14 protein-coding genes and 3 pseudogenes are annotated in these 15,916 nt (G+C 68.0%); 8 read left to right on the top strand and 9 right to left on the bottom strand.

The features are described 5' to 3' along the window. Positions 1–145: 145 nt before the first annotated feature. Positions 146–724 carry an HNH endonuclease gene (locus H3309_RS15390; RefSeq protein WP_182295759.1) on the bottom strand — a complete coding sequence of 193 codons (579 nt, stop codon included), beginning with the start codon at positions 722–724 and terminating at the stop codon, positions 146–148. A 203-nt stretch (positions 725–927) separates the two neighbouring features. Between H3309_RS15390 and gluQRS the strand changes: the two genes are divergently transcribed. The 5 genes and pseudogenes from gluQRS to H3309_RS15365 all read left to right on the top strand — a co-directional run bounded on the left by gluQRS (position 928) and on the right by H3309_RS15365 (position 5,181). After that, a complete protein-coding gene (gluQRS, locus tag H3309_RS15385; protein WP_182295757.1) occupies positions 928–1,755 on the top strand; it encodes a tRNA glutamyl-Q(34) synthetase GluQRS in 828 nt (275 codons plus the stop codon). A 56-nt stretch (positions 1,756–1,811) separates the two neighbouring features. Further along, positions 1,812–2,576, top strand: coding sequence for a PEPxxWA-CTERM sorting domain-containing protein (locus H3309_RS17435; RefSeq protein WP_243453772.1), 765 nt, complete (start codon positions 1,812–1,814; stop codon positions 2,574–2,576). A gap of 176 nt (positions 2,577–2,752) precedes the next feature. Beyond that, positions 2,753–2,968, top strand: coding sequence for a twin transmembrane helix small protein (locus H3309_RS15375; protein ID WP_182295755.1), 216 nt, complete (start codon positions 2,753–2,755; stop codon positions 2,966–2,968). A 1,744-nt stretch (positions 2,969–4,712) separates the two neighbouring features. After that, positions 4,713–4,820: pseudogene (locus H3309_RS17855) on the top strand (PEPxxWA-CTERM sorting domain-containing protein); the annotation flags it as partial. Next, positions 4,807–5,181, top strand: coding sequence for a hypothetical protein (locus H3309_RS15365; protein WP_182295754.1), 375 nt, complete (start codon positions 4,807–4,809; stop codon positions 5,179–5,181). The pseudogene H3309_RS17855 and the gene H3309_RS15365, both read left to right, overlap by 14 nt. Before the next feature lie 69 nt (positions 5,182–5,250). On the opposite strand, the pseudogene H3309_RS17850 reads toward H3309_RS15365, so the two are convergent. The 7 genes and pseudogenes from H3309_RS17850 to H3309_RS15335 all read right to left on the bottom strand — a co-directional run. Then, positions 5,251–5,349: pseudogene (locus H3309_RS17850) on the bottom strand (PEPxxWA-CTERM sorting domain-containing protein); the annotation flags it as partial. 111 nt (positions 5,350–5,460) lie between these two features. Then, positions 5,461–6,435 (bottom strand): annotated as a pseudogene (locus H3309_RS17425) (NF038122 family metalloprotease); the annotation flags it as partial. Positions 6,436–6,636: 201 nt separating this feature from the next. Then, the gene (locus H3309_RS17420; protein WP_243453769.1) at positions 6,637–7,308 is read right to left on the bottom strand and encodes a PEPxxWA-CTERM sorting domain-containing protein; all 672 of its coding nucleotides are present in this window, start codon (positions 7,306–7,308) and stop codon (positions 6,637–6,639) included. Between the two features lie 81 nt (positions 7,309–7,389). Further along, on the bottom strand, positions 7,390–7,578 hold the full coding sequence (locus H3309_RS15350; RefSeq protein ID WP_182295753.1) for a hypothetical protein: 189 nt from the start codon (positions 7,576–7,578) through the stop codon (positions 7,390–7,392). Positions 7,579–7,763: 185 nt separating this feature from the next. Next, positions 7,764–8,804 carry a class I SAM-dependent methyltransferase gene (locus H3309_RS15345; RefSeq protein WP_182295752.1) on the bottom strand — a complete coding sequence of 347 codons (1,041 nt, stop codon included), beginning with the start codon at positions 8,802–8,804 and terminating at the stop codon, positions 7,764–7,766. A gap of 63 nt (positions 8,805–8,867) precedes the next feature. Continuing rightward, on the bottom strand, positions 8,868–9,902 hold the full coding sequence (locus H3309_RS15340; RefSeq protein WP_182295751.1) for an AI-2E family transporter: 1,035 nt from the start codon (positions 9,900–9,902) through the stop codon (positions 8,868–8,870). A gap of 98 nt (positions 9,903–10,000) precedes the next feature. Beyond that, positions 10,001–10,702 carry a PEPxxWA-CTERM sorting domain-containing protein gene (locus H3309_RS15335; RefSeq protein ID WP_182295750.1) on the bottom strand — a complete coding sequence of 234 codons (702 nt, stop codon included), beginning with the start codon at positions 10,700–10,702 and terminating at the stop codon, positions 10,001–10,003. Positions 10,703–10,948: 246 nt separating this feature from the next. On the opposite strand from H3309_RS15335, the gene H3309_RS17415 reads away from it, so the two are divergent. Beyond that, positions 10,949–11,680 carry a PEPxxWA-CTERM sorting domain-containing protein gene (locus tag H3309_RS17415; protein WP_243453768.1) on the top strand — a complete coding sequence of 244 codons (732 nt, stop codon included), beginning with the start codon at positions 10,949–10,951 and terminating at the stop codon, positions 11,678–11,680. Here the strand turns inward: H3309_RS17415 and H3309_RS15325 are convergent. Continuing rightward, positions 11,628–12,836 (bottom strand): argininosuccinate synthase, encoded by a 1,209-nt coding sequence (locus H3309_RS15325; RefSeq protein ID WP_182295749.1) that lies wholly within the window; start codon positions 12,834–12,836, stop codon positions 11,628–11,630. The genes H3309_RS17415 and H3309_RS15325 overlap by 53 nt on opposite strands. A 119-nt stretch (positions 12,837–12,955) precedes the next feature. Here H3309_RS15325 and H3309_RS15320 point away from each other — a divergent pair, with 119 nt between their 5' ends. Both H3309_RS15320 and H3309_RS15315 read left to right on the top strand, forming a co-directional pair. Continuing rightward, positions 12,956–14,995: a transglycosylase domain-containing protein gene (locus H3309_RS15320; protein WP_182295748.1), complete on the top strand. Its 2,040-nt coding sequence runs from the start codon at positions 12,956–12,958 to the stop codon at positions 14,993–14,995. A 9-nt stretch (positions 14,996–15,004) separates the two neighbouring features. Continuing rightward, the gene (locus H3309_RS15315; protein ID WP_182295747.1) at positions 15,005–15,904 is read left to right on the top strand and encodes an alpha/beta fold hydrolase; all 900 of its coding nucleotides are present in this window, start codon (positions 15,005–15,007) and stop codon (positions 15,902–15,904) included. Positions 15,905–15,916 lie beyond the last annotated feature (12 nt).

The raw sequence follows: 15,916 nt of genomic DNA, 5'->3' as shown, positions 1-15,916 counted from the left end.
AAGATTGAAATCTTGACTGTTTTATGCTTTTTGTTCTTTTTCGCATTCAAGCACTTAACATTTCACCAGTCGCAATCGACACTGGCGGAATAACCGATATGGTTATCACTTCGCCATTGCCCTGTCAAGGCTTTTCGCCGGACGGTCAGCTTTCCAGCTCGACATCCCAGTAGAGATAGTCACGCCAGGTCTCGTGGCAATAGTGCGGCGGGAAGGCGCGGCCATGGTCCTGGAGGGCGTGGGTGCTGGGCTGGTGCGGTTTCGAGCGGAGCTGCATGTGCGCCTCCGCCGGGGTGCGGCCGCCCTTCCTGAGGTTGCAGGGCGCGCAGGCGGTGGTGACGTTGGACCAGGTGGTGCGGCCGCCATAGGCGCGGGGGACGACATGGTCGAAGGTGAGGTCGTTGCCGGCGCCGCAATATTGGCACTGGAAACGGTCGCGCAGGAACAGGTTGAAGCGGGTGAAGGCGGGGTGGGACGCGGGCTTCACATATTGCCGCAGCGCGACGACGCTGGGCAGTTTCAGGCGCAGGCTGGGGCTGCGGATCTCGCGGTCATAGGTGGCGACGACATCGACGCGTTCGAGGAAGCTGGCCTTGATCGCGTCCTGCCAGCTCCAGAGCGAGAGCGGATAATAGCTGAGCGGGGTGAAATCGGCGTTGAGGACGAGGGCGGGGCAGGATTGCGGACTGGCCCATCGCTGTTCCAGAAGGTCGGGCTGATACATGCATCACGCTCCTGCTCGTTGCAGTCGCATGTCCGGTCGCCGCCCTATCGCACATCGGGTGACTGCGCCCGGAGACGCGGCCGCCAATTTCTCGCGCCGGATGCCCCATGGGGTGCTCGGCGCGGGGGTGTCATACCCGATATGGGATGACGCTTTGATGAAACCACTAGATATCGTTTCGGGCAAGGGGCAATTTGGCGGGCATGGCGATTGTGACGCGCTTTGCGCCCTCCCCCACCGGGCTGTTGCATCTGGGCCACGCCTGGTCGGCGCTGCTGGCCTGGCGGCGTGCGCGGGACGGGGCAGGCCGGTTCGTGCTGCGCATCGAGGATATCGACACGACGCGGTGCCGGCCGGCATTCGTGGACGGCATCCTGGAGGACCTGCGCTGGCTGGGGATGGAGTGGGATGCGCTGGTGATGCAGTCGGCGCTGGCGTCGGCGCATGCGGCGGCGCTGGCGCGGCTGGTGGCGCTGGGGGTGACCTATCGCTGTGTGTGCAGCCGCGCCGATATCGCGGCGGCGGGGGGCGCGCCGCATGCGGGCGAGGCGGGCGTCTATCCGGGGACTTGCCGGGGGAAGGGCTGGGGGGAGGGGGCGGTGCGGCTGGACGTGGCAGCCGCCCTCCGCCTGGTGGGGGCGTTGTGGTGGGAGGATATGGCGGCGGGGCGGGTGCGGGCCGTGCCGGACGCCGGCGGCGATGTGGTGCTGGCGCGCAAGGACATCGGGGTGGGCTATCTGCTGGCCTGCGTGGTCGACGATGCGGCGGCCGGGGTGAGCGAGGTGGTGCGCGGGCGCGACCTGTTCGCGGCGACGCATGCCCAGCGGCTGTTGCAGGCGCTGCTGGAATTGCCGGTGCCGCGATACCATCACCATCCGCTGCTGCTGGCGGGCGATGGCCGGCGGCTGGCGAAGCGTGATGGGGCGGCGACGCTGCGGGCGCTGCGGGAGGGCGGGGTGGACGGTGGCCGGCTGGCGGCGCGGCTGCTGGCGGAAGTGCCATTTGGCGCGGATCGTGCCTTGACCCTGTAAAAATCAGGGCCTTAAATGGCTGTAATAAACAAGTTAACAAACAAGGAGGGTTGCAGATGCGGAAGGTGATGCTGGCGGCGGTGCTGCTGACAGGGGCGGCACAGGCGGATGCCGCGGCCTGGCTGGTGACGGTGCAGGGATTCCTGAACAATGGCGCAGGCCCGGTGACGGGCGTGCCCTTTGGCGGGCAATATGCGCAGGCGGGTTTCATCATCAACGGCGCGGTGGCGCCGGTGACCCTGCCGCCGATAGGCGGGCAGGGCACGGCCACCATGTATCCGTTCGCGGTGGTGGGGTTCGGCATCAGCGTAGGCGGCTATGGCGTGACCGCGACCGGCAATGCGATGCACAGCGCCTTCGTCTATGACAATGGCGCGCCGCCGTCGCTGCCGCCGACCCTGCGCTTCGACCAGTTCAGCCTGTCCTATGGCTTCAGCTTTGGGCCGGGGTTCCTGCCGCACCTGGCGACGACGGCGCCGCTGCCGGCGGATGTTTTCCTGTCGAGCTTCAATTTCGGGCGGTCGGTGGTGGCACCAGCGCCGACGCTGATCAATGGCAGCGCCTTTCCCGACCTGGGCGCGGTGTTTGCGCCGCAGCAGGGGGTGGGCACCTTCTTCGCGTTCAATTTCCGCCGGGGCGTGCCGACCAGCGGGGCGCAGGTGACGACGCTGCCGGGGGTGACGTTCAGCATGTTGAACCCGCAGGTACAGGTGACCCCGATCTCACTGGTGCCCGAACCCGCGAGCTGGGCGATGATGATCGCCGGGTTCGGGCTGGTGGGGGCCGCCGCACGCCGAAGGGTCCGCGCGGTGCAACGATAGTCTTGCGGCGTCGCCGGCGGGCCGCCGTCGCCTGACTCATGGTCGTGCATCGCGAAAAACCGGTTCCCGCTTTTTTCGCGATGCATGCCGGTGCGACACCGCGCCGGGGTTCCGGCGCGGGCGTCCGTGCCTATTTCGGGGATGCGGCGCGCGGTTTTGGCGCGTAAGGAGCGCGCATGTCCATCAATACGGTGCTGATTGCCTTCATCATCCTGGCCGCGATCGCGACCGCGTTCGTGCTGGTGAAGGGCGTGATCAACATGGCGCAAGGCAAGGATCTGAGCGGCGAACGATCCAACAAGTTCATGACGCTGCGGGTGGTGTTCCAGCTGCTGGCCATCGTGTTCGTGATCCTGCTGCTGATCGTGGGCGGGCGCGGCGCGGGGAGCTGAGACCGGCCGGGGAATGGTTTTCGGCGGCCTGCCGGGCGGGCGCCAGGCATGCCGATCATGGGGGCATGGGCCGCTTCGCCGATCATTAAACCCAATTCATATTTCGCTTGCGCACGGCCGGCAGGCGTGAAAGCCTTCGCTGCATGAGTCGCTTGCGTGGGAGCGGCGTGTGAAGGGGGAGCGTATCATGATCGTGCGGAAACTTATTCTCGCGGGTTCGATGCTGGCGATTTCGGGCGCGGCCCAGGCCTGGGTGCCGGGGGGCAACGAGATCAAGCCGGGCTATGAGTTCAAGAAGCCGGGGCTGACGCCGATTCCGGGCGACATTTCGTTCGACAACAATGGTCGCGCCACGCCGATGGCCGGGCCGAACCCGGTGTTCCTGGGCTTCGAGGGCATCAGCCAATATGATGGCGCCGCGCTGGGGCGGAACTTCATCCCCTCGGACGGGATCGCGGCCGCCGGCCGGACGCAGATCATGCAGACGACGAACGGCGGCATCGCCGTTTATGACAAGGCGACGGGCGTTCGCACCAGCCTGGTGTCGGACAATGCCTTCTGGCAGGGGCTGGGGCAGGCCGGGTCCAGCGGCGACCAGCGGGTGATGTACAATGAGATGGCGAACCGCTGGATCGTCATCGGCTTTGGCGCCAATGCGAAGGACATCCAGATCGCGGTGTCGCAGACCAGCAACGCGCTGGGGCCGTACAAGGTGACGCAGTTCGAGGGGTTCAACGGCGGCTTCTTCGCGCCGATCGCGGATTATCCGACGCTCGCGATCGATCGCAACGCGGTGTACATCGGCACCAATGATTTCGGCGCGGCGACGCCGGGGGGCACGCGCAGTTTCCGCGGCACGACGCTGAACGTCATTCCGCTGGGCGACCTGTTCGGCGCCGCGCCGACGGCGGCGAACCGCCAGGCCTTCGTGACGCCGTTCGTGTCGGGCAGCCCGACCAATGATTTCACGCGGGGGTTCGCCATCCAGGGGGTGAACAGCCGGGAGAACAGCTCGACCGGCAACATCATGGCGGTGTCGATCAACGACTTTGCGGTCAGCCGCTATGATGTGCTGAACGCCGGCACCGGCGCGGATGTGCGCACGGCGGGCGTGGATGTCGGCTCCACCTACACCTTCAACAGCCCGGGGCGGCAACCGGCGGCGATCGCGGCGAACCAGCGGATCATCGACACGCTGGACGACCGCATCGGCAGTTCGGTGTATGAATATGACGGCAAACTCTATGGTGTGCACACCATCACGCCGGTGGGCCAGGATGAGACGCGGGTGCGTTACTATGTCATCGACCAGGCGACCAACGCGGTGCTGGACGAGGGCGAGATCGGCGAGGCGGGCTATGACTATTACCAGGGCTCGCTGGCGGTGAACAGGCTGGGGCAGGTGGTGATCGGCTACAACCGCTCTGGCCTGAACCCGACCGACGGGCGCATCACGCTGCTGGCGCGGGTGTTCCACACGCAGGCCGACGGCACGCTGGTGCAGAAGGGCAGCGAGCATGTGCTGAAGGTGAGCCTGACGGATGATTATCACAATGGCAGCATCTTCGGGCAGCCCGCGGCGGGGCGGCAGCGCTGGCAAGATTATTCGTCGGTCAGCCTTGATCCGCTGGATCCACATGGTTTCTGGGTGCAGGGCGGCTTTGCGCGGGAGTATAACCTGCCGCAGTTCGGCCATCCGAACGGCACCGGTGGCTCGCGCTGGGGCACCTATATCGCCGGGCTGAGCGTGGGCGGTGTGCCCGAGCCGCAGACCTGGGCGATGTTCATCCTGGGCTTCGGGCTGATCGGGGCGAGCGTGCGGCGGCGGCGCCCGGCGGTTGTCGTCAGCTGAGATCATCCTGGTGGCGGCGATGATGGTCGCCGCCGCGCCGCTGCCCCCCGGTGACTGGGGGGGCGACGGGGTGATGCTGCGTGTGACGGCCGATGGCGCGGTGCTGAGCGCGGATTGCGCGAGCGGTGTGATCCGTGGCGCGCTGTCCCCGGATGGCGACGGCCGGTTCAGCGCCGGCGGCCTGCATGTGCGGGATGCGCCGGGGCCCGCGCCGGGGGACCAGCAGCTGCGGGACAATGCGCGGTTCAGCGGCCGGATCGCCGATGGCTGGATGACACTGACCGTGCGGGAAGCGGGCGGCGCCGCGACCGAATACCGGATGCAGGCCGGACGGCGGGTGAAGCTGCACCGCTGCGGTTGAGCGGCACTGTTTGCGCGGGCGCATGAAAAAGCCGCCGGGGCGCGCGGGCGCCCCGGCGGCGGGTAAGGGTCAGGCGCTGACGGCGGGGCGGCGGCGGCGCATCGTGCTGCCGACCAGGCCGAAGCCGACGATCATCATCGCCCAGGTGGCCGGTTCCGGCACATAGGCGAGCGCGCTGGTGGGCAGGACATAATTGGCGTTCTGCGCCTCGTCCGTCAGGTTCCAGCCGATGGCGTCCATCACGGTCAGGTCCTTCGACGTGACGATGGCCGGCGTGCGGCTGCAGATATAGGGGTTCATGATGCCCTGAAGCCCGCTGCAGAAGGGCGACTGGGTGGGGGCGAACCAATGCGAGGCCTGGTCGCCGGCGGCGCCGTGGAAGGAGCCCTCCGCGAGGCGGCCGACGTCGGACGCGCCACCATCGATCGAGAAATAGGATTCGACGCCGGGGCGCCAGTCCAGCCGGGCCTGGCCATCAAAGCTCCTGCCGTAGCGGTAGAGGTCGAGCGTGTAGCCCCACCAGTCGTCGTTCACCGGGTAGTCCGCGAAGGCGGCGCAGCCGGGGCCGTTCGGGCAGCCGAGGAAATCATAATCGTCGGCGCCGCTGAGGAAGCCGAGGGCGTGGCCGATTTCGTGGATGGCGACGCCGATGAAATCATAGGCGCCGGTGTCGATGCCGTCCTTCGGGTTGAAATCGAAGGGGAAGGTGGAGCTGAAGGTGATGTTGGCATCCGCCTGGAGCGGATCGAAGACATAGCCGATCGCCTTGGCGTTGGCGGTGCTGAGCGCGATGACGCTGTTGTTGAAGGAGCCGTCGGTGTCGAGCACGGCGCCGGCATTGTCGATGCCGAGCTGGTCGACCGGGTCGACATAGCCGGGGGTGACGACATCCAGCGCGCCGATGCCGAGCTGGCCAGGGGTGAGCGGGGCGCGGCCGACGGCGTGGATGGTGCTGTCGACGGCCGAGCTGCTGCGCTGCGCATCGATGCGGTTCTGCACGAACTGGACGCCGCGGGTGGTGAGCGTGCTGCCGGTGGCGCCGAGCACGTTGGGGCCGAGATCCTCGAAGCCGACGTTCAGGCGCAGCGTGACATCGTTGGTGATGACGCTTTCCCAATAGCGTGCGGCGGCGCTGAAGCCGGCGCCGGCGGGCGAGCCCTTCACGCCGCCGGTATCGACGAGGACGATCTTCAAGGCGTGGGCCGGGGTGGAGGCGGCGACCAGAGCCGCCAGAGCCGCCCCATAAAGACGCATACGCATGGTTCATTCTCCCTGTTGGCAGGGGGATGCCCCCCGCGCCCCGGCAGGGAACCCAAGTTTAAGAGGGCGGGCAATACAATTCGTTTTTGATACAAGATGACGCCGGCGACAGGCGGTCATGCAGTGCAACGTGCAGGCGGAATCGGGCGGGCACGGGTCGGGGGCGGCGTTTTGTGACGCCGCTGCAATGACAATTTATTGATTCGGCGGGAGGAACCGTGCGGCGTCGAGCGCGGAGGGCTGCCGGCGGAGCGCCAGGCCGACGAGGCCGAAGCCGGCGATCATCATCGCCCAGCTGGCGGGCTCTGGGACGGCGGAGGCGGCGAGCAGGCGCATGCCGCTGTTGAGGGCGGGGTAGCGGTAATAATTGCCGGCGTAGCTGAAGCTGTAGTTGCCGAGCGGCGTGAGCGCGGTGTCGGGCATGCCGCCGGTGAAGCTGTCGCCGCCGTGGACCTCGAAGGCGAGCCAGTAGCTGCCGGCGCCGAGGGTCCAGCGGATGGACTCGGGGCCTTCCCAGTCGGCCTCATACTCGTTGGTGACGGCGAAGCGGGCGCTGTGCACGATGGCGCCGGGCAGTCCCTGGGCATCGGGCAGGCGGATGACGGCGTGCAGGGTGTCGCCGACGCTGCCATTGTTCTGGATGAGGCCCTGGACTCCGCCGACGCGCATCGGGGCGGCAAGGACGAAGCGGCCGGCGATCCACTGGTCGCCCGACAGGCTGTAGCTGAGCGCGGTGTCGCTGAGCAGGCCGGTGGTGCCGGTATCCAGCACGCTGCCCTGGAGCAAGGTGGTGGCGGTGGCCGGCGCGGTGGCGACAGCGAGAAGCAGCGCCAGCGCGGCGCGCGAAGAGATGAAGGTCCGACCCATGATGGTGACGGTATAGATTATTGCACGTCCGGGGGCGAGAGGGGGAATTGCAAAGGATGGTTACCGCCGGGCGGCCCGGATTCAGCCCTCCGCCAGGGTGGTGATCAGGCGTTCGAGGAGGGCGGCGCGTTCGGCGGCGAGGCGGTCCGCGATAGCGCCTTCGGGCTGGAAGGCGGCGATCTCTGCGGCAAGGTCGAGGCCGTGGCGCGCGAGGACCGCCTCGAGGATGATCTGCCGGTCCTTCACCACCCAGAGTTCGCGGGCGAGCAAGAGCAGCGCGCGGGCGTTTATGGTAGCCGGCTGCGCCGGAGAAGGCGGCGGACTCCCGCCGGCGCGCGGTCGCGCTTGCGGCCTTCGGCCGTTTTCTGTCTGGCCGGCTTCGCCGGAGGAAGGCGGCGCATTGGCGCCGGCGCGCGGTCGCGCTTGCGGCCTTCGGCCGGGTGGTTTCGGGTCGGTCATGCGGGTTTGGTGGCCATCGTGATCCAGGGATAAAGCGCGCCGTCGATGCCGCGCGACTGCACATCGATGAAGCCGGCGTCACGGGCCAGCGCGGCGAGGTCGGTGGTGGCCGATTCGCGCCACCAGGGTTCGCCGCCGTGGCGGGCGAGCCAGTCGGCGCGCCAGGCGGCCATGCGGTCCTGCGCGGCGTAGGGGGTGACGTCGCTCATCAGCATGTGGCCGCCGGGTTCGAGCAGGCGGAAGGCCTCCGCGAAGAGTTTCGCGATGGCCGCGCGCGGCATTTCGTGGAGGATGATGTAGCTGGTGACGAGGTCGAAGCTGGCGTCGGGGAGGCCGCTGTCCTCCGCGGCGCACTGGATCAGGCGCCAGGGCCAGCCGTGGGCGTTGGCGGTGCGCAGCGCCTGGCGAAGCATCGGCAGGCTGATGTCGCAGCCGGTGATGTGGGCGGCGGGAAAGGTTTCGGCGAGGGCCTGGGTGAAGTGGCCGGACGAGCTGCCCATTTCGAAGATGCGGGTGTAGTCGCGGCGCGGCAGTTCGGCGAGGACGCGGCGGCGCTGGGCGAAGATGTCGCCGGGGAAGTTCTTCGCCACATAATGGCGGTGGATGAGTTCGCCGTGGATCAGGCCCTGTTGCGGGTGACCGTCCCAACCGCCGGTGGTGCGGTGGAACCAGACATCGCGGTAATAATCGGGGGGCACGAAGCCTTCGCGGGTTTCGATGGCGGCGGGGCCTTTCGCCTCCAGTATGGCCAGGGTTGGTTCGAGGCCGAGGTCTTCGAAGGCGGCGGTGGCGACGCGGCCATGTTCGACGCTGGCGAAGTCCATGGCGAGGCTGGAGACGGCGAAGGCGCGGCTGTGGGCGAGTGCCTGGTGGATGCGCTCGTGCCGGGCGTCGAGATCGTCGGGCAGGGTTTGCGCGGTGACGCCGGCGGCGGCGAGCTCGGAGGCCCAGGCGGCCGCGAGGGGCCGGGCGGCGGCGGTGAGCGAGACCATGAAATCCATGGCGGCGCGGCCGGGCTGTTTCAGGTTCAGGTCCATGGACCGGCCCTATCGCAGCGGCGGGCGGACGCCAACGGGAAGGGCCAAGTTACCGGCCTGCGGTCAGGCCTTTCGGTGGGTGACCAGTTCGCGCAGCAGGACGAGGCCGATGACGGTGAGGGGCACGGCGAGGATGACGCCGAGCGGGCCGAGCAGCAGGCCGGCGGCGATCAGGGTGAAGATGGTGAGCGCCGGCGGGATGTCCACCATGCGGCTCTGCACCATCGGGCTGACGATGTTGCCCTGCACCTGCTGCACGACGAGGAGCACGACGCAGGTCCAGATGCCGGTGTCGGTGCCCTGGGCGAAGCCGAGGATAACCGCCGGGATGGTGACGACGATGACGCCGAGATAGGGGACGAACTCGCACAGGCCGCCGACGAGGCCGATGGCGACGGCGGAGGGCAGCCCGACGATGGAGAGGCCGATCGAGGTGGTGACGCCGACGAAGAGCATGCCGACGCCCTGCCCCTTCAGGAAGCTGTTCAGCGATTCGACGATCTGGCCGACGATGTGGACGACGCGGGGGCGGTGTTCGGCGGGGACGAGGATGAGGATGCCGCGGGTGTAGAGCCGGGGCTGGGCGGCGAGGTAGATGCCGCCGATGAGCACGACGGCGAGGCCGGAAAGCGCGGTGCCGGTGCTGGCGAGGATGCCGCTGACGGCGTTGACGATGCTGCTGCCGTCGGGCGCGAGGCCCTTGAGGCGGGTGATGACCTCTTGCCCGATGGGCTGTTGCAGCAGCCATTTTTCCGCGCTGGCGAAGGCGGCGGGGAGGCGGGTGAAGAGATCGCCGAACTGGTCGGCGAGCATGGCGCCGAACAGGGTGAAGACGGTGAGGAGGCTGGCGAGCGGCACCAGCACGGCGAGCGTGAGGGCGAGCGCGAAGGGCAGGCGCAGGCGCAGCTCCAGCCAGCGGGCGAACTGGTAGAACATCATGGCGACCAGCGCGCAGGCGAAGAGCAGCAGGATGAGGTCGACGAGGCGCCAGATCAGGACGGCGACCCCGGCGGCGGCGGCCGCGACCAGCGTGTTGCGGAAGACGTCGCCGCTGGAGCGGGTGGTTTCGAGCACGGGGGGGTCGGGGTTGTCGGCCATCGTGTGACCTTAACGCGCGGATGGCGTTGCAGGCAAACCCGGGCATGAAAAAAGCGGCGCGGGGGGTGCCCGCGCCGCTTTTTCCGTGACGAAAGGGGTCAGGCCGCCAGCGCGCTGCGGCGGCGCAGGGCGAAGCCGACCATGCCGAAGCCGGCGATCAGCATGGCCCAGGTGGCGGGTTCGGGCACCTGGCTGACCAGCACGTTATCGAGGATGGGGCCGATGTTGGCGTTGCCGGTCCCGGTGCCGGCGAAGCTGAGCTGGAAGCTGCCGGACTGGCTGGCGATGAACCAGGCCGAGTAGGTGACGAACGGGCGGCCACCGGCGACGCTTTCGGTGTAGGGGCCAACCTGGTTCAGGATGTTGAGCCAGGCCGGGAAATCAAAGGTGGCCGGCCCGGAGTCGACGCCCAGGCAGCAGCCCGACGTGGGCTGGTTGAAGGTGAGGTTGAAGGCGAAATCGTCGACCGAGCCGGTGCGCTGGTTGCCCGACAGCTGGAACGACACGTCCACGCGGTTGCCGGCGCTGAAGAAGATCGGCTTGGAGGTGATGGCCCCCGGCCCCGGCGTGCCGGCGAGGTCCACGCACTTGCCCGGGCAGCTGCCGATGCCATAGGGGTTGACCTGGGCGACCAGATCGACATTGCCCGTGGTCACGGTCCAGTTGGCGAAGCTGTTGTAGTTCAGGATATTGGCGCCGGGGGCGCCTTCGCCGTCGAAATTGTCGGCGAAGATCACCGTTGCCGAAACGGGCGCTGCCATGAGCAGCAGCAATGACGCACCAAGACCCAGAACCCGCATGACACACTCCTTTGTTTGCAGCTGGCTCCGACACCGCTGCTGTCATTGCACATCCATGCAAGCGCCGTGCCAAACGCGTACCCGTCTCAAGGCACTTGATTCCCTGCCATTTCTGTTTGGAGCCGATGCACGGCTGTAAATAAAGCCGACAGCTGTTGCGCATGACATGGTTAACAGCGTGTCTTCATGATTTCTTCATGATTCACGGCGCGGAAAGTATTGACAATGATATTGTTCCAATAGTTAATGATGTTCCTTGATGTCTGGGTTGCTGTGGAGGGCGTAATGGGCGGGTTGCGTGGTATCATGTTGGGCGCGCTGGCGTCGGCGGTGGCGCTGGGGGTGACGGGTGTCGCCCGGGCGGAGACGATCAACTATTCCTTTGTGCTGGATCCCGCCGACTGTTTCGACGGGCCGGGGGGTGCGACCGTGTGCGCGCCGGCGTTCACCTATGTGCCGACCTTCGCGCCGGGGCGGTGGCGGACCCGGGTGACCGGCACCGGGGCGGAGGGCTATGGTTTCGCCGCCGGCTGGATGGCGGAGTGGCGATGGTCGGCCCGCGATCCGGTGACGGGCGACATGCTGGGCAACACGACGTGGATCGACGCGGGCTCCCTTTCGGCGACCTGGGGACTGGCGCCGCCCTTCCTGACGTTCGACGGGTCGGCGGTGGGCGGTGCCGTGAGCGCCGACGCGCTGACCTTCGATACGCTGCTGTCGACGACCATCGACAAGTGCGTCCAGTTTCCCGGCTGGATCTGCTCCGAGCGTTTTCAGGGCGCGACCACGGCGATGGGGTTCAGCGAGGCCTATTTCTACAACCCCGCGGGCGGCCGCGTGACCATGACCTTCAGCTCCGCGCCGGTGCCGGAGCCGGCGACCTGGGCGATGCTGATCGCCGGTTTCGGCCTGGTGGGCGCGGCGCTCAGGCGTCGCGCTGGCCGAGCAGGCGCAGGCGGAGCGCGTTCAGGCGGATGAAGCCCTTGGCATCGCGCTGGTCATAGGCGCCGGCGTCATCCTCGAAGGTGACGATGCGGGGGCTGTAGAGGCTGTGCGGTGACTTGCGGCCGACGACCGAAGCCTGCCCCTTGTAGAGTTTCAGGCGGACGGTGCCGGTGACTTTCGCCTGGCTGTGGTCGATCGCGGCCTGGAGCATTTCCCGTTCGGGGGCGAACCAGAAGCCGTTGTAGATGAGTTCGGCGTAGCGCGGCATCAGCTCGTCCTTCAGGTGCGCCGCGCCGCGGTCGAGCGTGATCGATTCGATGCCGCGGTGGGCGATGTGGAGGATGGTGCCGCCGGGCGTTTCGTACATGCCGCGGGATTTCATGCCGACGAAGCGGTTTTCGACGAGGTCGAGCCGGCCGATGCCGTGGGCGCGGCCGAGATCGTTCAGTTTGGCGAGCAGGGTGGCGGGGGAGTGGCCCTCGCCGTTGAGGGCGACGGCGTCGCCGCGTTCGAAATCGAGGGTGATATATTCGGGCGTGTCCGGCGCATCCTCGGGGTTGACGGTGCGCGAATAGACATAGTCCGGCACCTCTTCCCACGGATCCTCGAGCACCTTGCCTTCGGACGAGGTGTGGAGGATGTTGGCGTCGGTCGAGAACGGGCTTTCGCCGCGTTTGTCCCGGGGGATCGGGATCTGGTGCGCTTCGGCGAAGGCGATGAGGGCCTCGCGGCTGGTCAGGTCCCATTCGCGCCAGGGGGCGATGATCTTGATGTCGGGGTTGAGGGCGTAATAGCCGAGTTCGAAACGCACCTGGTCATTGCCCTTGCCGGTGGCGCCATGGCTGACGGCGTCGGCGCCGACTTCGCGGGCGATTTCGATCTGGCGCTTGGCGATGAGGGGGCGGGCAATGCTGGTGCCGAGCAGGTAGAGGCCCTCGTACAGCGCGTTGGCGCGCATCATGGGGAAGACGAAATCGCGGACGAACTCCTCGCGCAGGTCGTCGATGAAAATCTGCCTGACGCCCATGAGCTGGGCCTTGGAGCGGGCGGGTTCGAGCTCCTCGCCCTGGCCGAGGTCGGCGGTGAAGGTGACGACCTCGCATTGGTAGGTGGTTTGCAGCCATTTCAGGATGACGCTGGTGTCGAGGCCGCCGGAGAAGGCGAGGACCACTTTTTTCACGTCGTTCATCCCGGACCTTTCTGTCTATGCCGCTGCGCCACGCGGATAGGGGGCGTGACGCGGCGGTGCAATGGCTGAGTCCGCGGCTTGTGGGGGTGGGGAGGGCAGGCTAAAGGAGCCGCCAGTTCATGGCCCGTTCTCCCCGCACCTCCGGACCCTCTTCCGCGCGCCGCTGGCTGGTGCGCGGGGTGCAGTTCGTGCTGATCGGCGCGGCGTTGGGGTTCATCGCGCTGGCGGTGGCGGTGGGGATCAGCGTGGCGTCGCTTCCCAGCTATGAGGAGATGATGAAGTCGCCGCAGGGGCAGTCCGTGGTGGTGCGCGCGGCGGACGGCACGGAATTGGTGACGGTGGGGCCGAGTTTCGGGCGCTGGCTGCCCTATCAGCAGATTCCGGCGACGATGGTCGATGCCATGAAGGCGGTGGAGGACCGGCGGTTCGACTGGCATCCCGGCGCCGACCCGATCGGCATCGCGCGGTCGGTGTGGGTGAACTGGCAGGCGGGCGAGAAGGTGCAGGGCGGCAGCACGATCACGCAGCAGCTGGCGCGCAACATCTTCCTGACCAGCCGCCAGACCTATGGCCGCAAGGTGCGGGAGATCATCCTGGCGCTGGCGATCGAACGCAAGTTCACCAAGCGTGCGATCATGGAGCTGTATCTGAACCGGGTGTATTTCGGGGGCGGTGCCTATGGCATCGATGCCGCATCCCGCAAATTCTTCGGCCACAGCGCGACCACGCTGAGCCTGGAGGAGAGCGCGGTGATCGCGGGGCTGGTGAAGGCGCCGAGCCGCTATGCGCCGTCGAGCGATCCGCTGCGGGCGAAGAGCCGGGCGCGGATCGTGATCGCGACGATGGCGGACAGCGGCGCGATCACGCCGGCGGCCGCCGCGGCGGCGGACCTGGACGGGTTGCGGTTCGCGGTGGAGGCGGCGCAGGGCGATGTGCGCTATTTCACGGATTGGGTGCTGACGCAGCTGGACACGCTGACCGATGAGGCGGTGGAGCCGCTGGAGGTGGTGACGACGCTGGTGACGGCGCACCAGGCGGCGGCGGAGCTGGCGGTGAAGACGCAGGCCCTGCCGGGCACGCAGGCGGCGATCGTGGCGATGCGGCGCGACGGCGCGGTGACGGCGATGGTGGGCGGGCGCGATTATGTCAGCAGCATCTACAACCGGGCGGTGGTGGCGCGGCGGCAGCCGGGATCGAGCTGGAAGCTGTTCGATTATCTGGCGGCGCTGGAGAATGGCGTGACGCCGGACGATGTCTATGTCGACGAGCCGCTGACGATGGATGGCTGGAGCCCGAAGAACAGCGACAACCGGTTCCGCGGCCAGGTGACCGTGCGGCAGGCGTTCGCGCTGTCGGTGAACACGGTGGCGGTGCAGCTGGCGGCGAAGGTGGGATTCGACACGGTGGCGGAGATGGCGCGGCGGTTCGGCATTTCGACGCCCATTGATCGCCGGCCGGCGATGGCGCTGGGGACGAGCGATGTGACCTTGCTGGAGATGACGGGCGCCTATGCCAGCGTGGCGGCGGGCGGCGTGGAGGCGCGGCCCTGGGCCATTCAGCGCGTGACGACGGCGCGGGGGACGCTGCTGTACCAGCGCGAGGCGGAGGCGCCGCGGGTGCTGGTGCCGCCGTTCGTGGCGGCGCGGATGACCGACCTGCTGCGCGCCGCGGTGGAGACGGGGACGGGGCGCGCGGCGCAGATCGGCCGGCCGCTCGCCGGAAAGACGGGGACGACGAGCAGCAACAAGGACGGCTGGTTCATCGGGTTTACGCCGGACCTGGTGGCTGGCGTGTGGATCGGGCGCGATGACGCGCGCCGCGTGCCGGGGCTGGCGGGTGGACGGGCGCCGGCGCGGGTGTTCGGGGTGTTCATGTCGAAGGCGCTGACGGGGACGGTGGCGAGCGAGCTGAACACCGAGGTGGAGGATCCGCTGGCGGGGGCGGTTGAGCCGGACAACCAGGCCTATGGCATCAGCCCCGATGGCGCGCCCCTGCCGCCGGAGCCGGTGCCGGGGGCGAGCGACCCGGCGAGCGATCCGATCGGGCAGATCATCGACCAGACCGCGCCGCCGCCGGCGAAGGCGCCGCGGGCGGCGGCACAACCCCCGCTGAACGAGAAATGGCTGGAGGGCGTGATCAAGGAATCGCCCACGAAATAGGAGGCTGCAATGCCGGAGTTCAGCTGGACGCCCGAACCCGCGAGCGGGATTTCGCAAGCGTTCGTGGCGGCGAACGGCCAGCGCTTTGAAGTGGCGGAATGTGGGGCGGGGGAGCGGCTGGCGCTGTGCCTGCACGGCTTTCCGGAGCTGAACTACAGCTGGCGGTTCCAGATGCCGATGCTGGCGGCGCGGGGGTGGCGGGTGTGGGCGCCGAACCTGCGGGGTTATGGCGCTTCATCGCGGCCCGAGGGGGTGGCGGCCTATGCGATGGACATGCTGGTGGCGGATGTGGCGGCGCTGATCGACGCGAGCGGTGCCCGCGAGGTGCTGCTGGTGGCGCATGACTGGGGGGCGCTGATCGCGTGGCAGTTCGCCATCCAGCGCGTGCGGCCGCTGGTGGGGCTGGTGATCATGAATGTGCCGCATCCGTTTGTGGCGCGGCGGGAGATCCGGCACTGGCGGCAGCTGCGGCGGAGCTGGTATGTGTTCTTTTTCCAGCTGCCGAAGCTGCCCGAGCTGATGATGACGCGCGATGGCGCGCGGGGCGTTCGCCAAGCGTTCGTGGGGATGGCGGTGGACAAGGCACGCTTTCCGGAGGAGGTGCTGAACATTTATGCAGCGGCGGCGTTGCGGCCGCGGGCGATGACAGCGATGGTGAACTACTATCGCGCGCTGTTGCGCTTTCCGCCCGATGCAGGCGACGGCCGGGTTGAGGTGCCGACGCTGATGCTGTGGGGCGAGGAGGACGCGGCGCTGAACATCCGCTGCACCGAGGGGACGGAGCAATGGGTGGCGGACTTTACGCTGCGGCGGCTGCCGGGGGTGTCGCACTGGGTGCAGCAGGAGGCGCCGGAAGCGGTCAATGCGCATCTGGCGGAATGGCTGGACGGGTTGGCGGTGGCTCGCTAGCGTTCGGGGAAG

The sequence above is a fragment of the Sandaracinobacteroides saxicola genome (assembly GCF_014117445.1).
Classification (GTDB): Bacteria; Pseudomonadota; Alphaproteobacteria; order Sphingomonadales; family Sphingomonadaceae; genus Sandaracinobacteroides_A; species Sandaracinobacteroides_A saxicola.
Note: the sequence above shows the minus strand (reverse complement) of the source record. Positions and strands in the feature narration are given on the sequence as shown.